Origin of the sequence: Streptomyces sp. NPDC055966 (genome assembly GCF_042269865.1) — a bacterium.
Lineage (GTDB): Bacteria > Actinomycetota > Actinomycetes > Streptomycetales > Streptomycetaceae > Streptomyces.
Genome location: NZ_JBHJYK010000016.1, coordinates 89,763 through 102,912 on the forward strand (window position 1 = coordinate 89,763; position 13,150 = coordinate 102,912).

At 68.2% G+C, this 13,150-nt stretch carries 14 protein-coding genes and 1 tRNA gene; 12 read left to right on the forward strand and 3 right to left on the reverse strand.

Annotation, left to right across the window (positions count from 1 at the left end; all coding sequences use genetic code 11):
- Nucleotides 1-15: 15 nt before the first annotated feature.
- The 5 genes from ACFC8N_RS30515 (at nucleotide 16) to ACFC8N_RS30535 (ending at nucleotide 3,276) form a co-directional block, all read left to right on the forward strand.
- The gene (locus tag ACFC8N_RS30515) at nucleotides 16-1,215 is read left to right on the forward strand and encodes a glycine C-acetyltransferase (protein WP_376291386.1); all 1,200 of its coding nucleotides are present in this window, start codon (nucleotides 16-18) and stop codon (nucleotides 1,213-1,215) included.
- Between the two features lie 31 nt (nucleotides 1,216-1,246).
- Nucleotides 1,247-2,152: a LysR substrate-binding domain-containing protein gene (locus tag ACFC8N_RS30520; RefSeq protein WP_356028411.1), complete on the forward strand. Its 906-nt coding sequence runs from the start codon at nucleotides 1,247-1,249 to the stop codon at nucleotides 2,150-2,152.
- Nucleotides 2,153-2,221: 69 nt separating this feature from the next.
- Nucleotides 2,222-2,353, forward strand: a complete 132-nt coding sequence (locus tag ACFC8N_RS30525; RefSeq protein ID WP_376291389.1) for a hypothetical protein — start codon at nucleotides 2,222-2,224, stop codon at nucleotides 2,351-2,353.
- Nucleotides 2,350-2,886: a GNAT family N-acetyltransferase gene (locus ACFC8N_RS30530; protein WP_376291392.1), complete on the forward strand. Its 537-nt coding sequence runs from the start codon at nucleotides 2,350-2,352 to the stop codon at nucleotides 2,884-2,886. Before ACFC8N_RS30525 ends, ACFC8N_RS30530 begins: the two co-directional genes overlap by 4 nt.
- 30 nt (nucleotides 2,887-2,916) lie before the next feature.
- The gene (locus ACFC8N_RS30535; protein ID WP_356028415.1) at nucleotides 2,917-3,276 is read left to right on the forward strand and encodes an MmcQ/YjbR family DNA-binding protein; all 360 of its coding nucleotides are present in this window, start codon (nucleotides 2,917-2,919) and stop codon (nucleotides 3,274-3,276) included.
- 44 nt (nucleotides 3,277-3,320) lie between these two features.
- Here ACFC8N_RS30535 and ACFC8N_RS30540 read toward each other — a convergent pair whose 3' ends face one another.
- The gene (locus ACFC8N_RS30540; RefSeq protein WP_376291395.1) at nucleotides 3,321-4,250 is read right to left on the reverse strand and encodes a transketolase family protein; all 930 of its coding nucleotides are present in this window, start codon (nucleotides 4,248-4,250) and stop codon (nucleotides 3,321-3,323) included.
- A gap of 53 nt (nucleotides 4,251-4,303) precedes the next feature.
- The gene (locus tag ACFC8N_RS30545; RefSeq protein ID WP_362821772.1) at nucleotides 4,304-5,011 is read right to left on the reverse strand and encodes a transketolase; all 708 of its coding nucleotides are present in this window, start codon (nucleotides 5,009-5,011) and stop codon (nucleotides 4,304-4,306) included.
- A 126-nt stretch (nucleotides 5,012-5,137) separates the two neighbouring features.
- On the opposite strand from ACFC8N_RS30545, the gene ACFC8N_RS30550 reads away from it, so the two are divergent.
- The 4 genes from ACFC8N_RS30550 to ACFC8N_RS30565 all read left to right on the forward strand — a co-directional run bounded on the left by ACFC8N_RS30550 (nucleotide 5,138) and on the right by ACFC8N_RS30565 (nucleotide 8,716).
- Nucleotides 5,138-5,211 (forward strand) — tRNA-Pro (locus ACFC8N_RS30550).
- 1,481 nt (nucleotides 5,212-6,692) lie between these two features.
- Entirely contained in the window at nucleotides 6,693-7,448 is a 756-nt protein-coding gene (locus ACFC8N_RS30555; protein WP_376291397.1) for a hypothetical protein, read from the forward strand.
- Between the two features lie 38 nt (nucleotides 7,449-7,486).
- Nucleotides 7,487-8,461, forward strand: a complete 975-nt coding sequence (locus tag ACFC8N_RS30560) for a ComEC/Rec2 family competence protein (RefSeq protein ID WP_376291400.1) — start codon at nucleotides 7,487-7,489, stop codon at nucleotides 8,459-8,461.
- Between the two features lie 42 nt (nucleotides 8,462-8,503).
- Nucleotides 8,504-8,716, forward strand: a complete 213-nt coding sequence (locus tag ACFC8N_RS30565) for a KTSC domain-containing protein (RefSeq protein ID WP_376291403.1) — start codon at nucleotides 8,504-8,506, stop codon at nucleotides 8,714-8,716.
- A gap of 518 nt (nucleotides 8,717-9,234) precedes the next feature.
- Here ACFC8N_RS30565 and ACFC8N_RS30570 read toward each other — a convergent pair.
- Nucleotides 9,235-9,480 carry an N-6 DNA methylase gene (locus ACFC8N_RS30570; RefSeq protein WP_079176521.1) on the reverse strand — a complete coding sequence of 82 codons (246 nt, stop codon included), beginning with the start codon at nucleotides 9,478-9,480 and terminating at the stop codon, nucleotides 9,235-9,237.
- Nucleotides 9,481-9,653: 173 nt separating this feature from the next.
- On the opposite strand from ACFC8N_RS30570, the gene ACFC8N_RS30575 reads away from it, so the two are divergent.
- Genes ACFC8N_RS30575 through ACFC8N_RS30585 form a run of 3 tightly spaced genes read left to right on the forward strand, consistent with a single transcriptional unit; the run spans nucleotide 9,654 to nucleotide 13,145 of the window.
- Nucleotides 9,654-9,968, forward strand: coding sequence for a trypco2 family protein (locus tag ACFC8N_RS30575; protein WP_071371683.1), 315 nt, complete (start codon nucleotides 9,654-9,656; stop codon nucleotides 9,966-9,968).
- A gap of 1 nt (nucleotide 9,969) precedes the next feature.
- Entirely contained in the window at nucleotides 9,970-12,132 is a 2,163-nt protein-coding gene (locus tag ACFC8N_RS30580) for a trypsin-like peptidase domain-containing protein (RefSeq protein ID WP_376291407.1), read from the forward strand.
- Nucleotides 12,129-13,145 carry an AAA family ATPase gene (locus tag ACFC8N_RS30585; protein ID WP_376291408.1) on the forward strand — a complete coding sequence of 339 codons (1,017 nt, stop codon included), beginning with the start codon at nucleotides 12,129-12,131 and terminating at the stop codon, nucleotides 13,143-13,145. The genes ACFC8N_RS30580 and ACFC8N_RS30585 overlap by 4 nt, the downstream gene beginning before the upstream one ends.
- Nucleotides 13,146-13,150: the final 5 nt, after the last annotated feature.

The window sequence follows — 13,150 nt, forward strand, 5'->3', positions numbered from 1 at the left end:
TTCAGGAGCTTCCCCATGTTCGACACCGTCCGCGACGACCTGCGCGCCACCCTCGACGAGATCCGCGCCGCCGGCCTGCACAAGCCCGAGCGGGTCATCGGCACCCCGCAGTCCGCGACCGTCGCCGTCACCGCCGGCGGCCGCCCCGGCGAGGTCCTCAACTTCTGCGCCAACAACTACCTCGGCCTCGCCGACCACCCCGAGGTGATCGCCGCCGCCCACGAGGCCCTGGACCGCTGGGGCTACGGCATGGCCTCGGTCCGCTTCATCTGCGGCACCCAGGAGGTGCACAAGGAGCTGGAGGCGCGCCTCGCGTCCTTCCTCGGGCAGGAGGACACGATCCTGTACTCCTCCTGCTTCGACGCCAACGGCGGTGTCTTCGAGACGCTGCTCGGCGAGGAGGACGCGGTGATCTCCGACGCCCTCAACCACGCCTCCATCATCGACGGCATCCGCCTGTCCAAGGCCCGCCGCTTCCGCTACGCCAACCGCGACCTCGCCGACCTGGAGGCGAAGCTCAAGGAGGCCACCGAGGGCGGCGCCCGCCGGAAGCTGATCGTCACCGACGGCGTCTTCTCCATGGACGGCTATGTGGCGCCCCTGCGCGAGATCTGCGACCTCGCCGACCGCCACGACGCGATGGTCATGGTGGACGACTCGCACGCCGTCGGCTTCGTCGGCCCCTCCGGCCGCGGCACCCCCGAGCTGCACGGCGTCATGGACCGCGTCGACATCGTCACCGGCACCCTCGGCAAGGCCCTCGGCGGCGCCTCCGGCGGCTACGTCGCCGCCCGTGCCGAGATCGTCGCCCTGCTGCGCCAGCGCTCCCGCCCCTACCTGTTCTCCAACACCCTCGCCCCGGTGATCGCCGCCGCCTCCCTGAAGGTCCTCGACCTGCTGGAGTCGGCGGACGACCTGCGCGTCCGGCTGAGCGAGAACACCGCCCTGTTCCGCCGCCGGATGACCGAGGAGGGCTTCGACATCCTCCCCGGTGACCACGCCATCGCCCCCGTGATGATCGGCGACGCGTCCCGGGCCGGCCGCATGGCCGAGCTGCTGCTGGAGCGCGGGGTGTACGTGATCGGCTTCTCGTACCCGGTCGTCCCGCAGGGCCAGGCCCGCATCCGCGTCCAGCTGTCCGCCGCGCACTCCACGGACGACGTCGACCGCGCGGTGGACGCGTTCGTCGCCGCCCGCGCGGAACTGGAGGCCTGAACAGCTCGGACGTCTTGCGATAATTGAGGACATGATCGAGGCACGGCGGCTCCACATCCTCCGTGCGGTGGCCGACCACCGCACGGTCACGGCGGCGGCCGCCGCGCTCTATCTCACCCCCTCCGCCGTCTCCCAGCAGCTCACGGCCCTGGAGCAGGAGACCGGCCACCGGCTGGTCGAGCGCAGCGCGAAGGGGGTACGGCTCACCCCGGCCGGCGAGATCCTGCTCGGCCACACCAACGCGGTCCTCGCCCAGCTGGAGCGGGCCGAGGCGGAGCTGGCGGCGTACGGCTCGGGCGAGGCGGGCACGGTCACCGTGGCCGCCTTCGCGACCGGCATCGCCCAGGTCGTGGCCCCGGCCGTGGCCCGGCTCGCCGACACGGCGCCCGGCATACGCATCCGTGTCCAGGACGCGGAGGGCGACGCGAGCCTGCCCATGGTGCTGGACCGGCAGGTCGACGTGGCGGTCGCGGTGGAGTACCGGGGCGCACCGCCGGCCGACGACCCCCGGCTCACCCATGTCCCGCTCTACGCCGAGCCGTTCGACGCCGTCGTGCCGGTCGGCCACCGCCTCGCGGACACCGCCGAGGTCCCCCTTGCCGACCTGGCCAAGGATCCCTGGATCGGCCCGTACCCCGGCAATCCCTGTCACGAGGTGGTCGTCCTCGCCTGCGAGAGCGCGGGCTTCCAGCCGCGGCTGGAGCACTCCTCCGACGACTTCCGCGCCGTCGTCGCCCTGGCCTCGGCCGGCGCGGGCGTGGCCCTCGTACCGCGCTCGGCGCTGAACGGCATGGACCTGACCCGGGTGATCGTCCGCCCCGTCGACGGCGTGGCCCCGACCCGCCGCGTCTTCGCCGCCGTACGGCGCGGAGCCGAGGGGCACCCGCTGATCCGCCCGGTGCTGGAGGCGCTGGGGCGGGCGGCGCAGGAGGCGTGAGCGGGCGAAGAGGTGAGGGCGTGAGGCTTTCGTAACGCGGCCGTCTCCTGTCCGGGTCAGCGTCCCGGCGTGAGCCGCTCGACCCTGTCACCCGCCGAACGCGCCGAGATCAGCCCCACCGCCGCCCTGGAGGCGACCGTCGGGGAACACGCCCACCACCCGGACACCGGCGGCTGCCCGCTGGTGGTGGTGCGTCCGTGAGGGTGGAGCGCTGGGACGGCGGCCAGGTACGGGAGCGGGCGGGGGAGTTGGCGGAGCTGCTGGCGGACACCGTGTCCGACGGCGCCTCGGTCGGCTTCCTCGCCCCGCTCGGGCACGCGGAGGCCGCCGCCTGGTGGCGGGAGCGGGCGGCTGCTGCGGCGGCGGGCCGGCTCGCGGTGTGGGCGGCCGTGGCCGACACCGGCCGGGTCGCCGGGACCGTGAGCCTCGCCCACCCCGACAAGCCGAACAGCCGCCACCGCGCGGAACTGGTGAAGCTGATGGTGCACCGCTCCGCGCGCGGGCGGGGCCTCGGCCGCCTCCTCCTCGCCACCGCCGAGGAAGCCGCCGCCGCGACCGGCGTCACCCTGCTCCACCTCGACACCGAGACCGACAGCCCGGCCGAGCACCTCTACCGCTCGGCCGGCTGGACCCGGGCCGGCGTCATCCCCGACTACGCGCTGAGCCCGGCGGGCGAGCTGCGGCCGACGACGCTGTATTTCAAGCGGCTCGATTTCCAGCGGCTCGCAGGATGACTGTCAGTGGCAGGGGCTACGGTGCGTTGCATGCCGGACGCTGAAGACGTACGCCGTATCGCCCTGTCCCTGCCGGAGACCACCGAGAAGATCGCCTGGAGCATGCCCACCTTCCGGGTGGCCGGGAAGATGTTCGCGACCCTGCCCGAGGAGGAGACGTCCATCGCCGTGCGCTGCCCCAAGGAGGAGCGCGAGGAGCTGGTGCTGGCCGAGCCCGAGAAGTTCTGGGTCGCCGACCACGAGGCCCAGTTCGCCTGGGTGAGAGCGAGACTCGGCGCGCTGGAGGACGAGGACGAGCTGCGCGACATCCTCGCCGACTCCTGGCGCCAGGCCGCCCCGCCCCGACTCCTCGACGTCCACCCCGAGTTGGGCCGCCCGTCCGCGGACTGAGAATTCCCGCACGACACGACCGCACCGCCCAGGACGCACACGGGTCACACCGCGGCGTCGGCGGGCACCCGCCCCGCAGCCCCCACGAACGCGCCGATCCGCTCCCGCAGGCTCCGCGCGTCCAGCCCGTGCGCGGCCACGTGCTCCTCGACCGTCCCGTAGCGGCGCAGCTCCCGGCGTCCCACGCCCAGGCCCAGCACCCGGTGCGGCACGTCGGACAGGGCCTCGCCCACCGCGGCCGTCGAGGTGCCGGCCAGATACGGCTCGACCAGGACGACGTCGGTGCCCGCCGCCTCCGTGGCCCGGCGCAGGCCCGCCGCGTCGAAGGGCCGTACGGTCGTCGCGTACAGCACGGTCACGTCCAGCCCCTCCGTGGCGGCGAGGACGGCGTCCAGCATCGGCCCGACCGCGACGACCACCCCGGCGCGGCCCTCGCGGACCGTGACGAGGTGCCGTCCGTCGATCACCCGCCCCCGCCGGTTGGACTGGACGGAGAGCCGCACGTAGACCTTGTCGTCGCCTGCGGCGACCGCGTGGTGCAGCAGGGTCTCCGCCTCGTCCGGGTGCCCGGGCACATGGACGGTCCAGCCGTCCAGGGTGTCGAGGAGCGCCAGGTCCCCGGGGGACATGTGGGTGTAGCCGCCCGCCGGCCAGTCGAACGAGGCCGCCGCGCTGACCAGCACCGCCCCCGCCTCCTGGTGCCCCAGATCCAGCTTGACCTGCTCGAACGGCCGCTCCACGAGGAAGCTCGCGAAGGTGTGCACGACGGGGCGCAGCCCGGTCAGCGCCAGCCCGGCCGCCGCCCCGACCAGCAGCTGCTCCCGGATGCCGACGTTGATCACCCGGTCGGGATGCCGGGCCATGGCCTCGCGGAAGCCGTCCTTGCCGATCTCGGCGAGGACCACCGCGACCCGCGGATCCTCGTCCAGGATCCGGGAGACGACGGGGGCGAATCGGTCACGCATGGTTTCCATGAAAGAGAGCCCTTCGAGAGTGCGGGGGAGGAGGGGAGCCAGGCGGTGGGGAGTCAGGCGGTCTTCGGCTCGACCCGGGCCACGACCACGTGCGGCCGCCCGGGATGCGGCGCGGTGAAGGCGGCGTACAGGGCCTCGTGGTCGCGTCCGTCGACGGTCACCGCGGACCAGCCCGCGGCCTCGAACCGGGCGGCGATCCCGCCGGGCCGCGCATGGCTGGCGGAGGAGTTGTCGACCACGATCGTGTGCAGCCGCTCCAGGGCTGCGGGCCCCGCGAAGGCGATCGCCTCGTGGTTGCTGCCCTCGTCCAGCTCGGCGTCCCCGATCAGCACCCAGACCGCCGGGTCGTCGAGCCCCTGCGCCCGCAGCCCCAGGGCGCTGCCCACGGCGATGGGCAGCCCGTGCCCGAGCGACCCGCTCGCGATCTCGGCCCCCGGCACCAGGACCCGGTCCGGGTGATGGCCGAGCGGGGAGTCGTACGCCCCGAACCCGGACAGCCAGTCGACCGGTACGAACCCCCGCGCGGCCAGCACCGCGTAGTACGCCATCGGCCCGTGCCCCTTGCTCAGCAGGAACCGGTCCCGGGCCGGATCGGCCTGCCGCTGCGGAGTCACCCTCAGCACCCGGTCGTAGAGCACCCACAGCACGTCGAGCGTGGAGGTGGCCGCCGGTCCGTGCTTCTCGTCGCCGGTCATCAGGCCCATCAGCCCGGGGAGATCGTCGTAGCCGTAGGTCCGGCCGTGGTCCGCTGTGATCGTCATGCCGTCGATCGTGCAACCTCAACCAAACTTGAGGTCAACGGCGAAAAGCGGGGCGCGGCGACCGAGCCGAGTGCGGTATTGTTTCCCTGCGCGTTTCGACCGGGGAAACCCCAGGTCAAACGGCATCGGGACGTGGCGCAGCTTGGTAGCGCACTTGACTGGGGGTCAAGGGGTCGCAGGTTCAAATCCTGTCGTCCCGACTTTACGAAGTCGCAGGTCAGGGGCCGTTTCAGAGGAGATCTGGAGTGGCCCCTTGATCATTCTTGGGGACCGCTTGGGGACCAGTGCACTTTGAAGGGGCTGTGGCGCATCTTGACCCAGTCAAGGTGCGCCACAGATGGCAGGCCGGTGGCGCGGGTACATGTTCTGACCTGTGACTTTCTAGTGCGTCCTGGACGGATGATGACGGCGGGGCGCGTCTCGTGGAGTGGCCGTCGGTACACCACTCCATCGGACGTGACCTCCCGGAGGCTGGCGCTACCGACGTCTGGCATCGCGCCGGTTTGGCTCTGAGGCAGCGTGTGGCACGGATATCGAAGGGCCTGCTGACCTGTCCCAATGACGGCTGTTGAACGCTAGTGCCCGTTCATGCAGCCGGAAGGCCCAACAAGGCCAGGGCGCTCCCAGCGGCGATGAGGTCCATTGCGGCATGTGCCTGCATGGGCTGCGAACTTCACAGTGACGGGGGCCTCGACGTCGGGCGGTGGCGGAGCAGGTCGTCGACGCCGACTGCCAAGTAGGTCTCGGGAGTGGCGGCTTCAAGGGTCGACGTGGACGGGTGCGGCTTGGTCCAGCATGAGACAGGGGCCATCCGGCACCTAGAGGCCCGTCTGGGGGTCGGACACAACTCGGCTGAGAGGATGCCCGCGTTGCGGTATAGCTCGCGCCCTGGACACAGGGACCGGCGGACGGCCGAGGCGTGAGGTTCGTCGCCACAGTCCGGTAGGAAGTATCGCTCTGTGTCGCCCAGCCTGCTGCTGGCTTCTTCTGTGTCTCCATGCTGGACGCGTACCCGGAGGTTCTGACCGACCCAGCGTCTACAGCCGCGTGGTAGTTCGAACCCATAGCGGTCACGACGCGTTGTCGCTGGAAGTTGCCGTCGACGGCAAGTTGCAGAGCACCCGCCCCAGTGTCCGCGCTTGCCCGGCCGACCAAGGACTTTCGGTCTGAACTTTGGTACGGCGATTGCGGTATCCGCTACATGAAGGTCTTGGACTACCTCGCCGGTTCATGCCAGCCGCGGCATGCGTAGCTCACCGCATCGGCTCCGTCGCCGAGCGTCGAAGTTGCTTACGAAAATGGACGTTCCTCAAGGAGGGCGTGACGTTCGTGTGGGTGCTGGAGCGAGAGATGCGTACGGTCACCAGTCGACAAAAGTGATCACAAACAGTCAGGAGCATGGGTGGTCTACTCCCTTTGTCTGCCCCGAACTTGACGGAGCGTGAGCGAATGTCGGTATGTGGGGCTACTGTGTGGAGTGATTGGCCGAAGGCACGGGGTGCGGCGGCCGTCTCTTTGTGTGATGCGCCAACGCGCCTATACGCCAAGGAACCAACGTGCGAAACGAGATCGGCTTCCTCTCAGTCGGGGAGGCGTCCAGGGGGCGCAATGCCACCGCCCTCCGGCATGGGAACCGCAGCGGGAACCGTCACGAGCAGACTGCTGCCGGGGGTGTCTGACCGTGGTGTGGCTCGACGAGTACGAGCGTCGGGCGCGACTCGTGCCCGGTCTGCTTGCGATCTTTCCGGTGGCGATTCTGCTGTCGGTGCTGAGCTTGCGTCAGCTCCCAACGGTGTCCTACGCCATGGGCGCGGTGGTCCTCATCGGCACCCCCGTTGCGGTGGCTGACATAGTCCGTCAGAAAGGCCGAAAGGCCGAGAAGACCCTTTGGGCCAGCTGGGGTGGCCCGCCGACCACGGCGTGGCTGAGGCTGCGGGAGCCCTCGGACAACGAGGTCCAGCGGGACCTGTGGCGCAAGGCAGTAGCGGAAGTGTCCCGCGTAGAGCTTCTGAGCCTGCGAGCGGAGCGCGCGAATCCTTTGCGAGCCGACCAAGCGATTGCAACGGCTATTGGCCAGGTGCGAGACCGCACGCGAGACAACGAGAAGTTCAAGCTGTTGTTCAACGAGAACCGCAACTACGGGTTTGCGCGCAACCTGTATGGGGTTCGCTGGATCGGCCGCGGCATCAGCCTCGGTGGAGTCCTGGTTGTGGGTGCCTACATGGCGTGGTTGTCGCTCGGGCGGCACCAGGACGGCATAACGGCCGAGAATTTGTTCGGCGTGGCTGTGTGCTTCGCATTCTTCATCTACTGGTGTCTTTGGCCTTCTCCAGGGCGGGTGCGAGAAGCGGCAAACAAATACGCCCAGCAGTTGTTGCAGTCCGCCGTCACGTTGAAGGGGGACGCCGTTGCGACTGTGTCGGATCCGAACGCGTGAGTCTGCACGATCTTGAACGGAGTGGTGGAACAACTGTGATGAAGATTCATTTCCTCAACGTGGGGCACGGAGACTGCACGATCGTTGAGCTGCCCTCGGGCAGGATCATGATGATCGACATAAACAATTCGAAGAAGCTTCCCGAGGAGGATGAGAAGGCTCTGGCCCTCGCCAAGGGCATCTCCCTGTACGACTTCCGGCACCAGGCGCGATTCATCAAGGGCAAGTTCCGCTCTTGGGAGGAGTACTACAAGTCCCTGCTGGTCGATCCGGCTGACTACTTCAAGGAAAACTTCCCAGGCAAGAGCCTCTTCCGCTACATCCAAACGCACCCCGACATGGATCACATGAGCGGTCTGCGTCGGATCTTCTGGGACGAGAAGGTGGATCTGGTCAACTTCTGGGATGTCAACCACGACAAGACGTTCAAGGAATCCGACTTTGACTACGGGCCGTTCGACTACGCCGACTGGGAGGCGTACGAGAACCTACGCAAGGGAAAGGGGCCGGACGGCAGCACCCTCAAGGTCCTGAACAAATTCAGGGGCTGGACTGGGGAGTACTGGACCGACGACAACATCGAGATCCTGTCGCCCACGCGAGAGTTGATCGACGGCTGCGATGCAAGCGGAAGCTACAACGACTGCTCCTACGTCCTGAAGCTGACGCACGCCGGCCGTACGGTGATCCTGCCTGGCGACGCTGAGGCGGCTGCCTGGAAGTCCATCCTGGACGAGCCTGGGGAGGACGCGATCAAGTGCGACATCCTCAAGGCGTCGCACCACGGCCGGGAGTCTGGATACCACAAGGAGGCCGTGGACGCCATGACACCGGAAGTCGTGATCTGCTCGGTCGGCAAGAAGCCCGACACCGACGCCTCCGACGAATACAAGAGCCACGGTGCGAAGGTGCTCTCCACGCGATTCAACGGCACGATTACCGTCACGATTTGCGATGACGGCGATGTGTGGGTGGAAAACCAGGAGGGGGAGAGGATCTACACGATCGACTAGGGCAATATCAAGGAAGTCAGACTAATATCAGTAGGAGGGATCTTGCAGCGACAGCCTGTCGTCTCGAGTAACGTTGCTTCGATAGGTTATGATCTCGAAGGATCGATTCTTGAGGTTGGGTTCCATAGTGGAACTGTGTACCAGTACTACGGTGTTACGCAGTCGGTATATGCCGCGTTCATGAATGCTCCGAGCAAAGGCCGCTACCACGCTCACTTCATCAAGGATCGGTATTCGTATCGGCGTGTGATGTAAGGGTGGTTACTCGCCCGTCCTCTTCCTTCGCCGACTGCTTCGGCTGGATCCGGTTTCTGGGGCATCGCTTGCTGAACTTGCCGCCGCCCTCAGCACCTTTTCGACGGCCGCACGTCGCTCCGGAGTCTGCGTTCTTCTTCCTCGGCGATGGTGCCACGGCGTCACGGATGCCCCGAGCGCTGACACAAGCGTCCACTCCTCCAACTGGGGTGAGGGCTCGGCGATGTTGGCTTGGGGACCAGCTCTGGGGACCAGTGGTCAGTGCACGGATCTGCATGGCAGGGTCGGCCGTGGTGAAGACCCGGGAAGAGAGTGAATGCGCCCAGCAGGTCGACCTCCTTAGCGACGATAATCTCGGGCCTCACTGTCAGGCGCCGTGACAGAGCTTGATCCGGGATCTTGGACACGGGCCACGCGGCTGGCGCCGGGTCGTTGATGTTGCTGGGAGGAGGCGTTCCTGCTCGTGTTTGTGAACCTGCAGGAGGCCAAGGGCCTCGGGACTTGCCTTTGGTCAGGAATCACAGGCAGGTCGGGATCTGGGTCGTCCCGAAGAGTTGGGGCGGCAATGCAACTATGCCGGCGACCCGGTCCGCTTCCAACATCGACTGGCGGATCTGAGGCTCGACTCTGGGCGAGGAGCGCGAGCCGTTGGCAAGGGCTACGGTCGTCCGTGGTCGGCCAGCTTCGAGACGGCGTGCTGGAGCCACGCGAAGTGGGCAGCACGTCCTGCGCCGGCTTCCCGTCATAGCCAGCAAAGTGGGCATCGCTGACCAGATCGACCAGACGCGGTGGACTCATTCTCGCGCGGTGGCATGCCGTGGACGGCTCCTTCCACAAGTCATTGTCCGTGACCGTGGTTTGCGGTGTCTCGCGAGCGTTGTACCGTACCGGCGACCCACTGTTTTTCTGATTTGCTTGAACCGGGGGCGGGGCGAAGTTGTCGACTATCGGTCTGGCCGCAGCTATCGAGGAGCTGCGGCAGGAGCTGTACGAGGCGCAGCGGCTTGGTGTCAACCAGCAGTTTTCCTTCGGCGTTGAAGAGGCGGCGCTGGAGCTGCAGCTCGAACTGCGCAAGTCCGCCAAGGGAGACGGCAAGCTTTCCTTCGGCGTGGTTGCGGTCGGCGCGGGGGGCGAGCAATCCACCGTCCGTACCCACAAGCTGGTGCTGAAGCTGTCAGTTAAGGACCGGGCCTTCGGAGGCGCGCGCCCCGAGATCGGCGACGATGAGTTCGGGTCGCTGGACGAGGAGTGACATGGATCCGCGCAGACTGGCGCTGATCCGCAGCGGAGACACAGTCGAGGGGCGGCTCACCGTCGGCTCCGGCTATCTGATCGCTCCGCGGCTCGTGCTGACCGCCCGCCACGTGTTGGAGGATCGCGACACGGGAACGTTGTGGCCGGTCATCACCGTGCGCGTAGGCCACCATCTCGACGGCGAGACGACGCGCGTGGACGCGGAACTGCTCTGGGCCCACCCGGACGGACTGGACGTCGCGCTGCTGCGCATTGACCGTGAGATCGATCTGCCCGGCTCCGTTCGCTGGGGCTGCCCAGCCAGCACCGCGCCACTGCCGTACGAGGGTCTTGGCTATCCCTGGGCCGCCAAAGGGGAGACCCGGGCGCCGGAGCACCTGCGCGGTGTCCTACCGGTCCTCTCCGGAGGTAAGGACCGTTACGTCCTCGACCAGGGACCGGCCCCCACCGCCCGTACCGACGGCGGGAACGCGTGGGGCGGGGCCTCGGGGGCGGCGATCTTCTGCGGCGGTCATCTCGTCGGCGTCGTGACCGAGGAGGACCACGCCTACGGAGCCCGTCGGCTGATTGCCCTGCCCGTGTCCTCCTTCTCTGGAGACGGCGGCTTTGCGTCCCATGTCGAGGAGCAAACCGGTCGGTCTCCCGAGCTGAGTGCGATCGGCGCGTCCCTGCCCGAGGCCAGGCACGTCGCCGAGCGCACACCCGCTGAGCGTGAACTGGAGAAGCTGCTCGCACCGTTGTTCTCGTATCCCGGCGTTCGTGTCGATCACGCCCGGGCCCTGGCGCGCGAACTGGGCTACGAGGCCGAGGGCTATGAGCCCACTGCTGCCGACCTCGTTGCGCTCCTCATGGCGCATCCCCGGGCGCTCGCCTCGCTCGGCGAAGCCCTCGCGAGCAGTGTGCAGGGGACAGCCCGCGCCGCTCTGACTCGTCTGTTCTCGTGGGCCAGGGCACTCGACTGCGGGTTGCTGCTCTCCGTGAACGAGTACGACGCCCTGATCGGCCTGCTGCGCCAGGTCTGCGAGAAGCAGCCGGCGCTGCTGCCCCGGACAGCCGGTGAGGCGCTGCGGTACGTCGTACTTCCGGAGATCCTCACCCGTCCGCAGCTCGGCGAGGACGATGTCTTCGGCGTGGTCGAGGGCTTGGAGGATCTGTCCGATGGTGTGAGCGGCCCCGAGGGCGCCCCGCCGGTGCCGGCCCTACTGCGGCTCGTCGAGTACGTGGCGGCGGCCATGGGCGACGTACTGGGCGACGACCTGCGCGCGTGGTCAGGGAAGACCGCCCGGCGGCTCGGTATCCACGCCGGGGCACTGGGCGAGCGGCGTGCGGACGCCGCCCAGTGGGCGAAGCGGGCAGCGTCGCCGGTGTCGCGGGTCGTGATGGATTTGGCACACGACCCCGCCGCCGGGGGCGACCGGTACCGGGTCCGGATTCTGCTTGTCCGCGACGACGGTTCGTACCGCGTGCTCAAGGAGGCGGAGTCAGAGCCCAAGACCCCGCGAGAGGCGGCAAGCAGCCTGAGCGAAGCAGTCTTCGCCGTGACCCAGGAGCCGGGGCAAGGCGACCATGCGCCGTGGGTGACCGTCGTGGTCGACCGGGCGGGGCTCGACTTGGCAGTCGACGAATGGGAGCCCGGAGCGCTCGACAACATCCTTCCCGCGTGGCCGATCGGAGGGGACTACCGCGTCTCCCTGAGCTGCCCGGAACTCAGTGACCAGAGGCCGCAACGCGAAGGCGACCAGGTACGCCGGTGGAAGAACGGACGCGCCTCAGTGCTCGTCACCAGCCAGACGTCCGGCGACGCCAGGCAGCTCGTGAATCTGCTGAAGACCAAGCATCGTGATACCGCACGGGTGGTCCTCCACGGCCCTGCCAACGAGCGCCGGTCCTGGTTGCTGACATGTCTCGTCCTGGGCGTCCCGGTTGTGCTCTGGGACCGTGAGGCCACCGGCTACGAGGACGCAGGCAGACTGGAGGGCCTGGCTCCCGCTGGCGATCTGGAGGGACTTCCCGAGCGGGTCCGTGGCTTCCGGAGCGACTCGGCGGCTTGCCCGGCGGAGCGGCGGGCACGGCCCTCCCTCGTGTGGGAACCGGAAGGCTGTCTCCCACGGACTGAGTCGCTTCAACTGAGTGACCCTTGGAGAGGATCGCACGCGTCATGACCACCTCAGAGCCCCTGGCTGGTACAAGCCCTCGGCTTTCATCCTCCGACGGCGGAGGTGACGACTGGTGGCTGTTCCGCGGAGACGGGGAACGCCGTGAGGTGCCGTTCCCCGCTGCACCCCCGTGGCGCCGTTTCGACCGTCAGGAGACCGTGACCGGTGACAGGGTTCCGTATCAGCGGCCGTACCTCATCGACCCCGACGAGGTGGAGGTGGTGAACGCGGCACTTCACCTGCGCCGGCCCCTCCTGGTGACCGGGCAGCCTGGTACGGGCAAGTCCTCGCTGGCCCACGCCATCGCTCACGAACTCGCGCTCGGCCGCGTCCTGCAGTGGCCGGTGAACAGCCGCTCAACTCTTCAGGACGCCCTATATCACTACGACGCCGTCGGCCGGCTGCGCGAGGCGACCCTACGGCGGGACGGGGACGGGGACGGCACGGAACCAGACATCGGCCAGTACATCCGGCTCGGCCCTCTGGGCAATGCGCTTGTGCCCCGGGAGCGCCCCCGCGTGCTGCTCATCGATGAGCTGGACAAGGGTGACGTCGACCTGCCCAACGACTTGCTGACCGTTTTCGAGGAAGGTGAGTTCGCCATCTCCGAACTCACCCGGCTGCCCGCGAGTCAGGCACCGGTACACGTTCGGACCGATGACCTGGATGAGACCACCCCGGTCACGCGCGGCCACGTCCGCTGCAGTGAGTTCCCGGTCGTAGTCATCACCAGCAACGGCGAACGGGAATTCCCGCCCGCCTTCCTGCGGCGCTGCGTCCGCCTCGATCTCCCCGAGCCCAACGAGCGACGGCTTCGGGAGATTGTTGCCGCGCACCTCGGTCCCGACGCCCTGGACGACACCGACGACCTACTGCGGGAGTTCCTCGAGCGCCGTGCCGAGGGCGAACTGGCCACCGATCAGCTGCTCAACGCCGTCTTCCTCCGCAAGGGTGGTGTGAACCTCGACGCGGCTTCCCTTCTCCAAAGCGTCCTGCACCGTCTCGGCGGGGCTGTGTGACGCCG

Bases quoted from the DNA above. Each gene is read 5' to 3' on its own strand.
- ACFC8N_RS30545 (WP_362821772.1), bottom strand. From the start codon at position 5,011: ATGACGATCACAGCGGACCACGGCCGGACCTACGGCTACGACGATCTC.
- ACFC8N_RS30585 (WP_376291408.1), top strand. From the start codon at position 12,129: ATGACCACCTCAGAGCCCCTGGCTGGTACAAGCCCTCGGCTTTCATCC.
- ACFC8N_RS30535 (WP_356028415.1), top strand. From the start codon at position 2,917: ATGCCGGACGCTGAAGACGTACGCCGTATCGCCCTGTCCCTGCCGGAG.
- ACFC8N_RS30515 (WP_376291386.1), top strand. From the start codon at position 16: ATGTTCGACACCGTCCGCGACGACCTGCGCGCCACCCTCGACGAGATC.
- ACFC8N_RS30580 (WP_376291407.1), top strand. From the start codon at position 9,970: ATGGATCCGCGCAGACTGGCGCTGATCCGCAGCGGAGACACAGTCGAG.
- ACFC8N_RS30570 (WP_079176521.1), bottom strand. From the start codon at position 9,480: ATGCCCACTTTGCTGGCTATGACGGGAAGCCGGCGCAGGACGTGCTGC.
- ACFC8N_RS30520 (WP_356028411.1), top strand. From the start codon at position 1,247: ATGATCGAGGCACGGCGGCTCCACATCCTCCGTGCGGTGGCCGACCAC.
- ACFC8N_RS30540 (WP_376291395.1), bottom strand. From the start codon at position 4,250: ATGGAAACCATGCGTGACCGATTCGCCCCCGTCGTCTCCCGGATCCTG.
- ACFC8N_RS30560 (WP_376291400.1), top strand. From the start codon at position 7,487: ATGAAGATTCATTTCCTCAACGTGGGGCACGGAGACTGCACGATCGTT.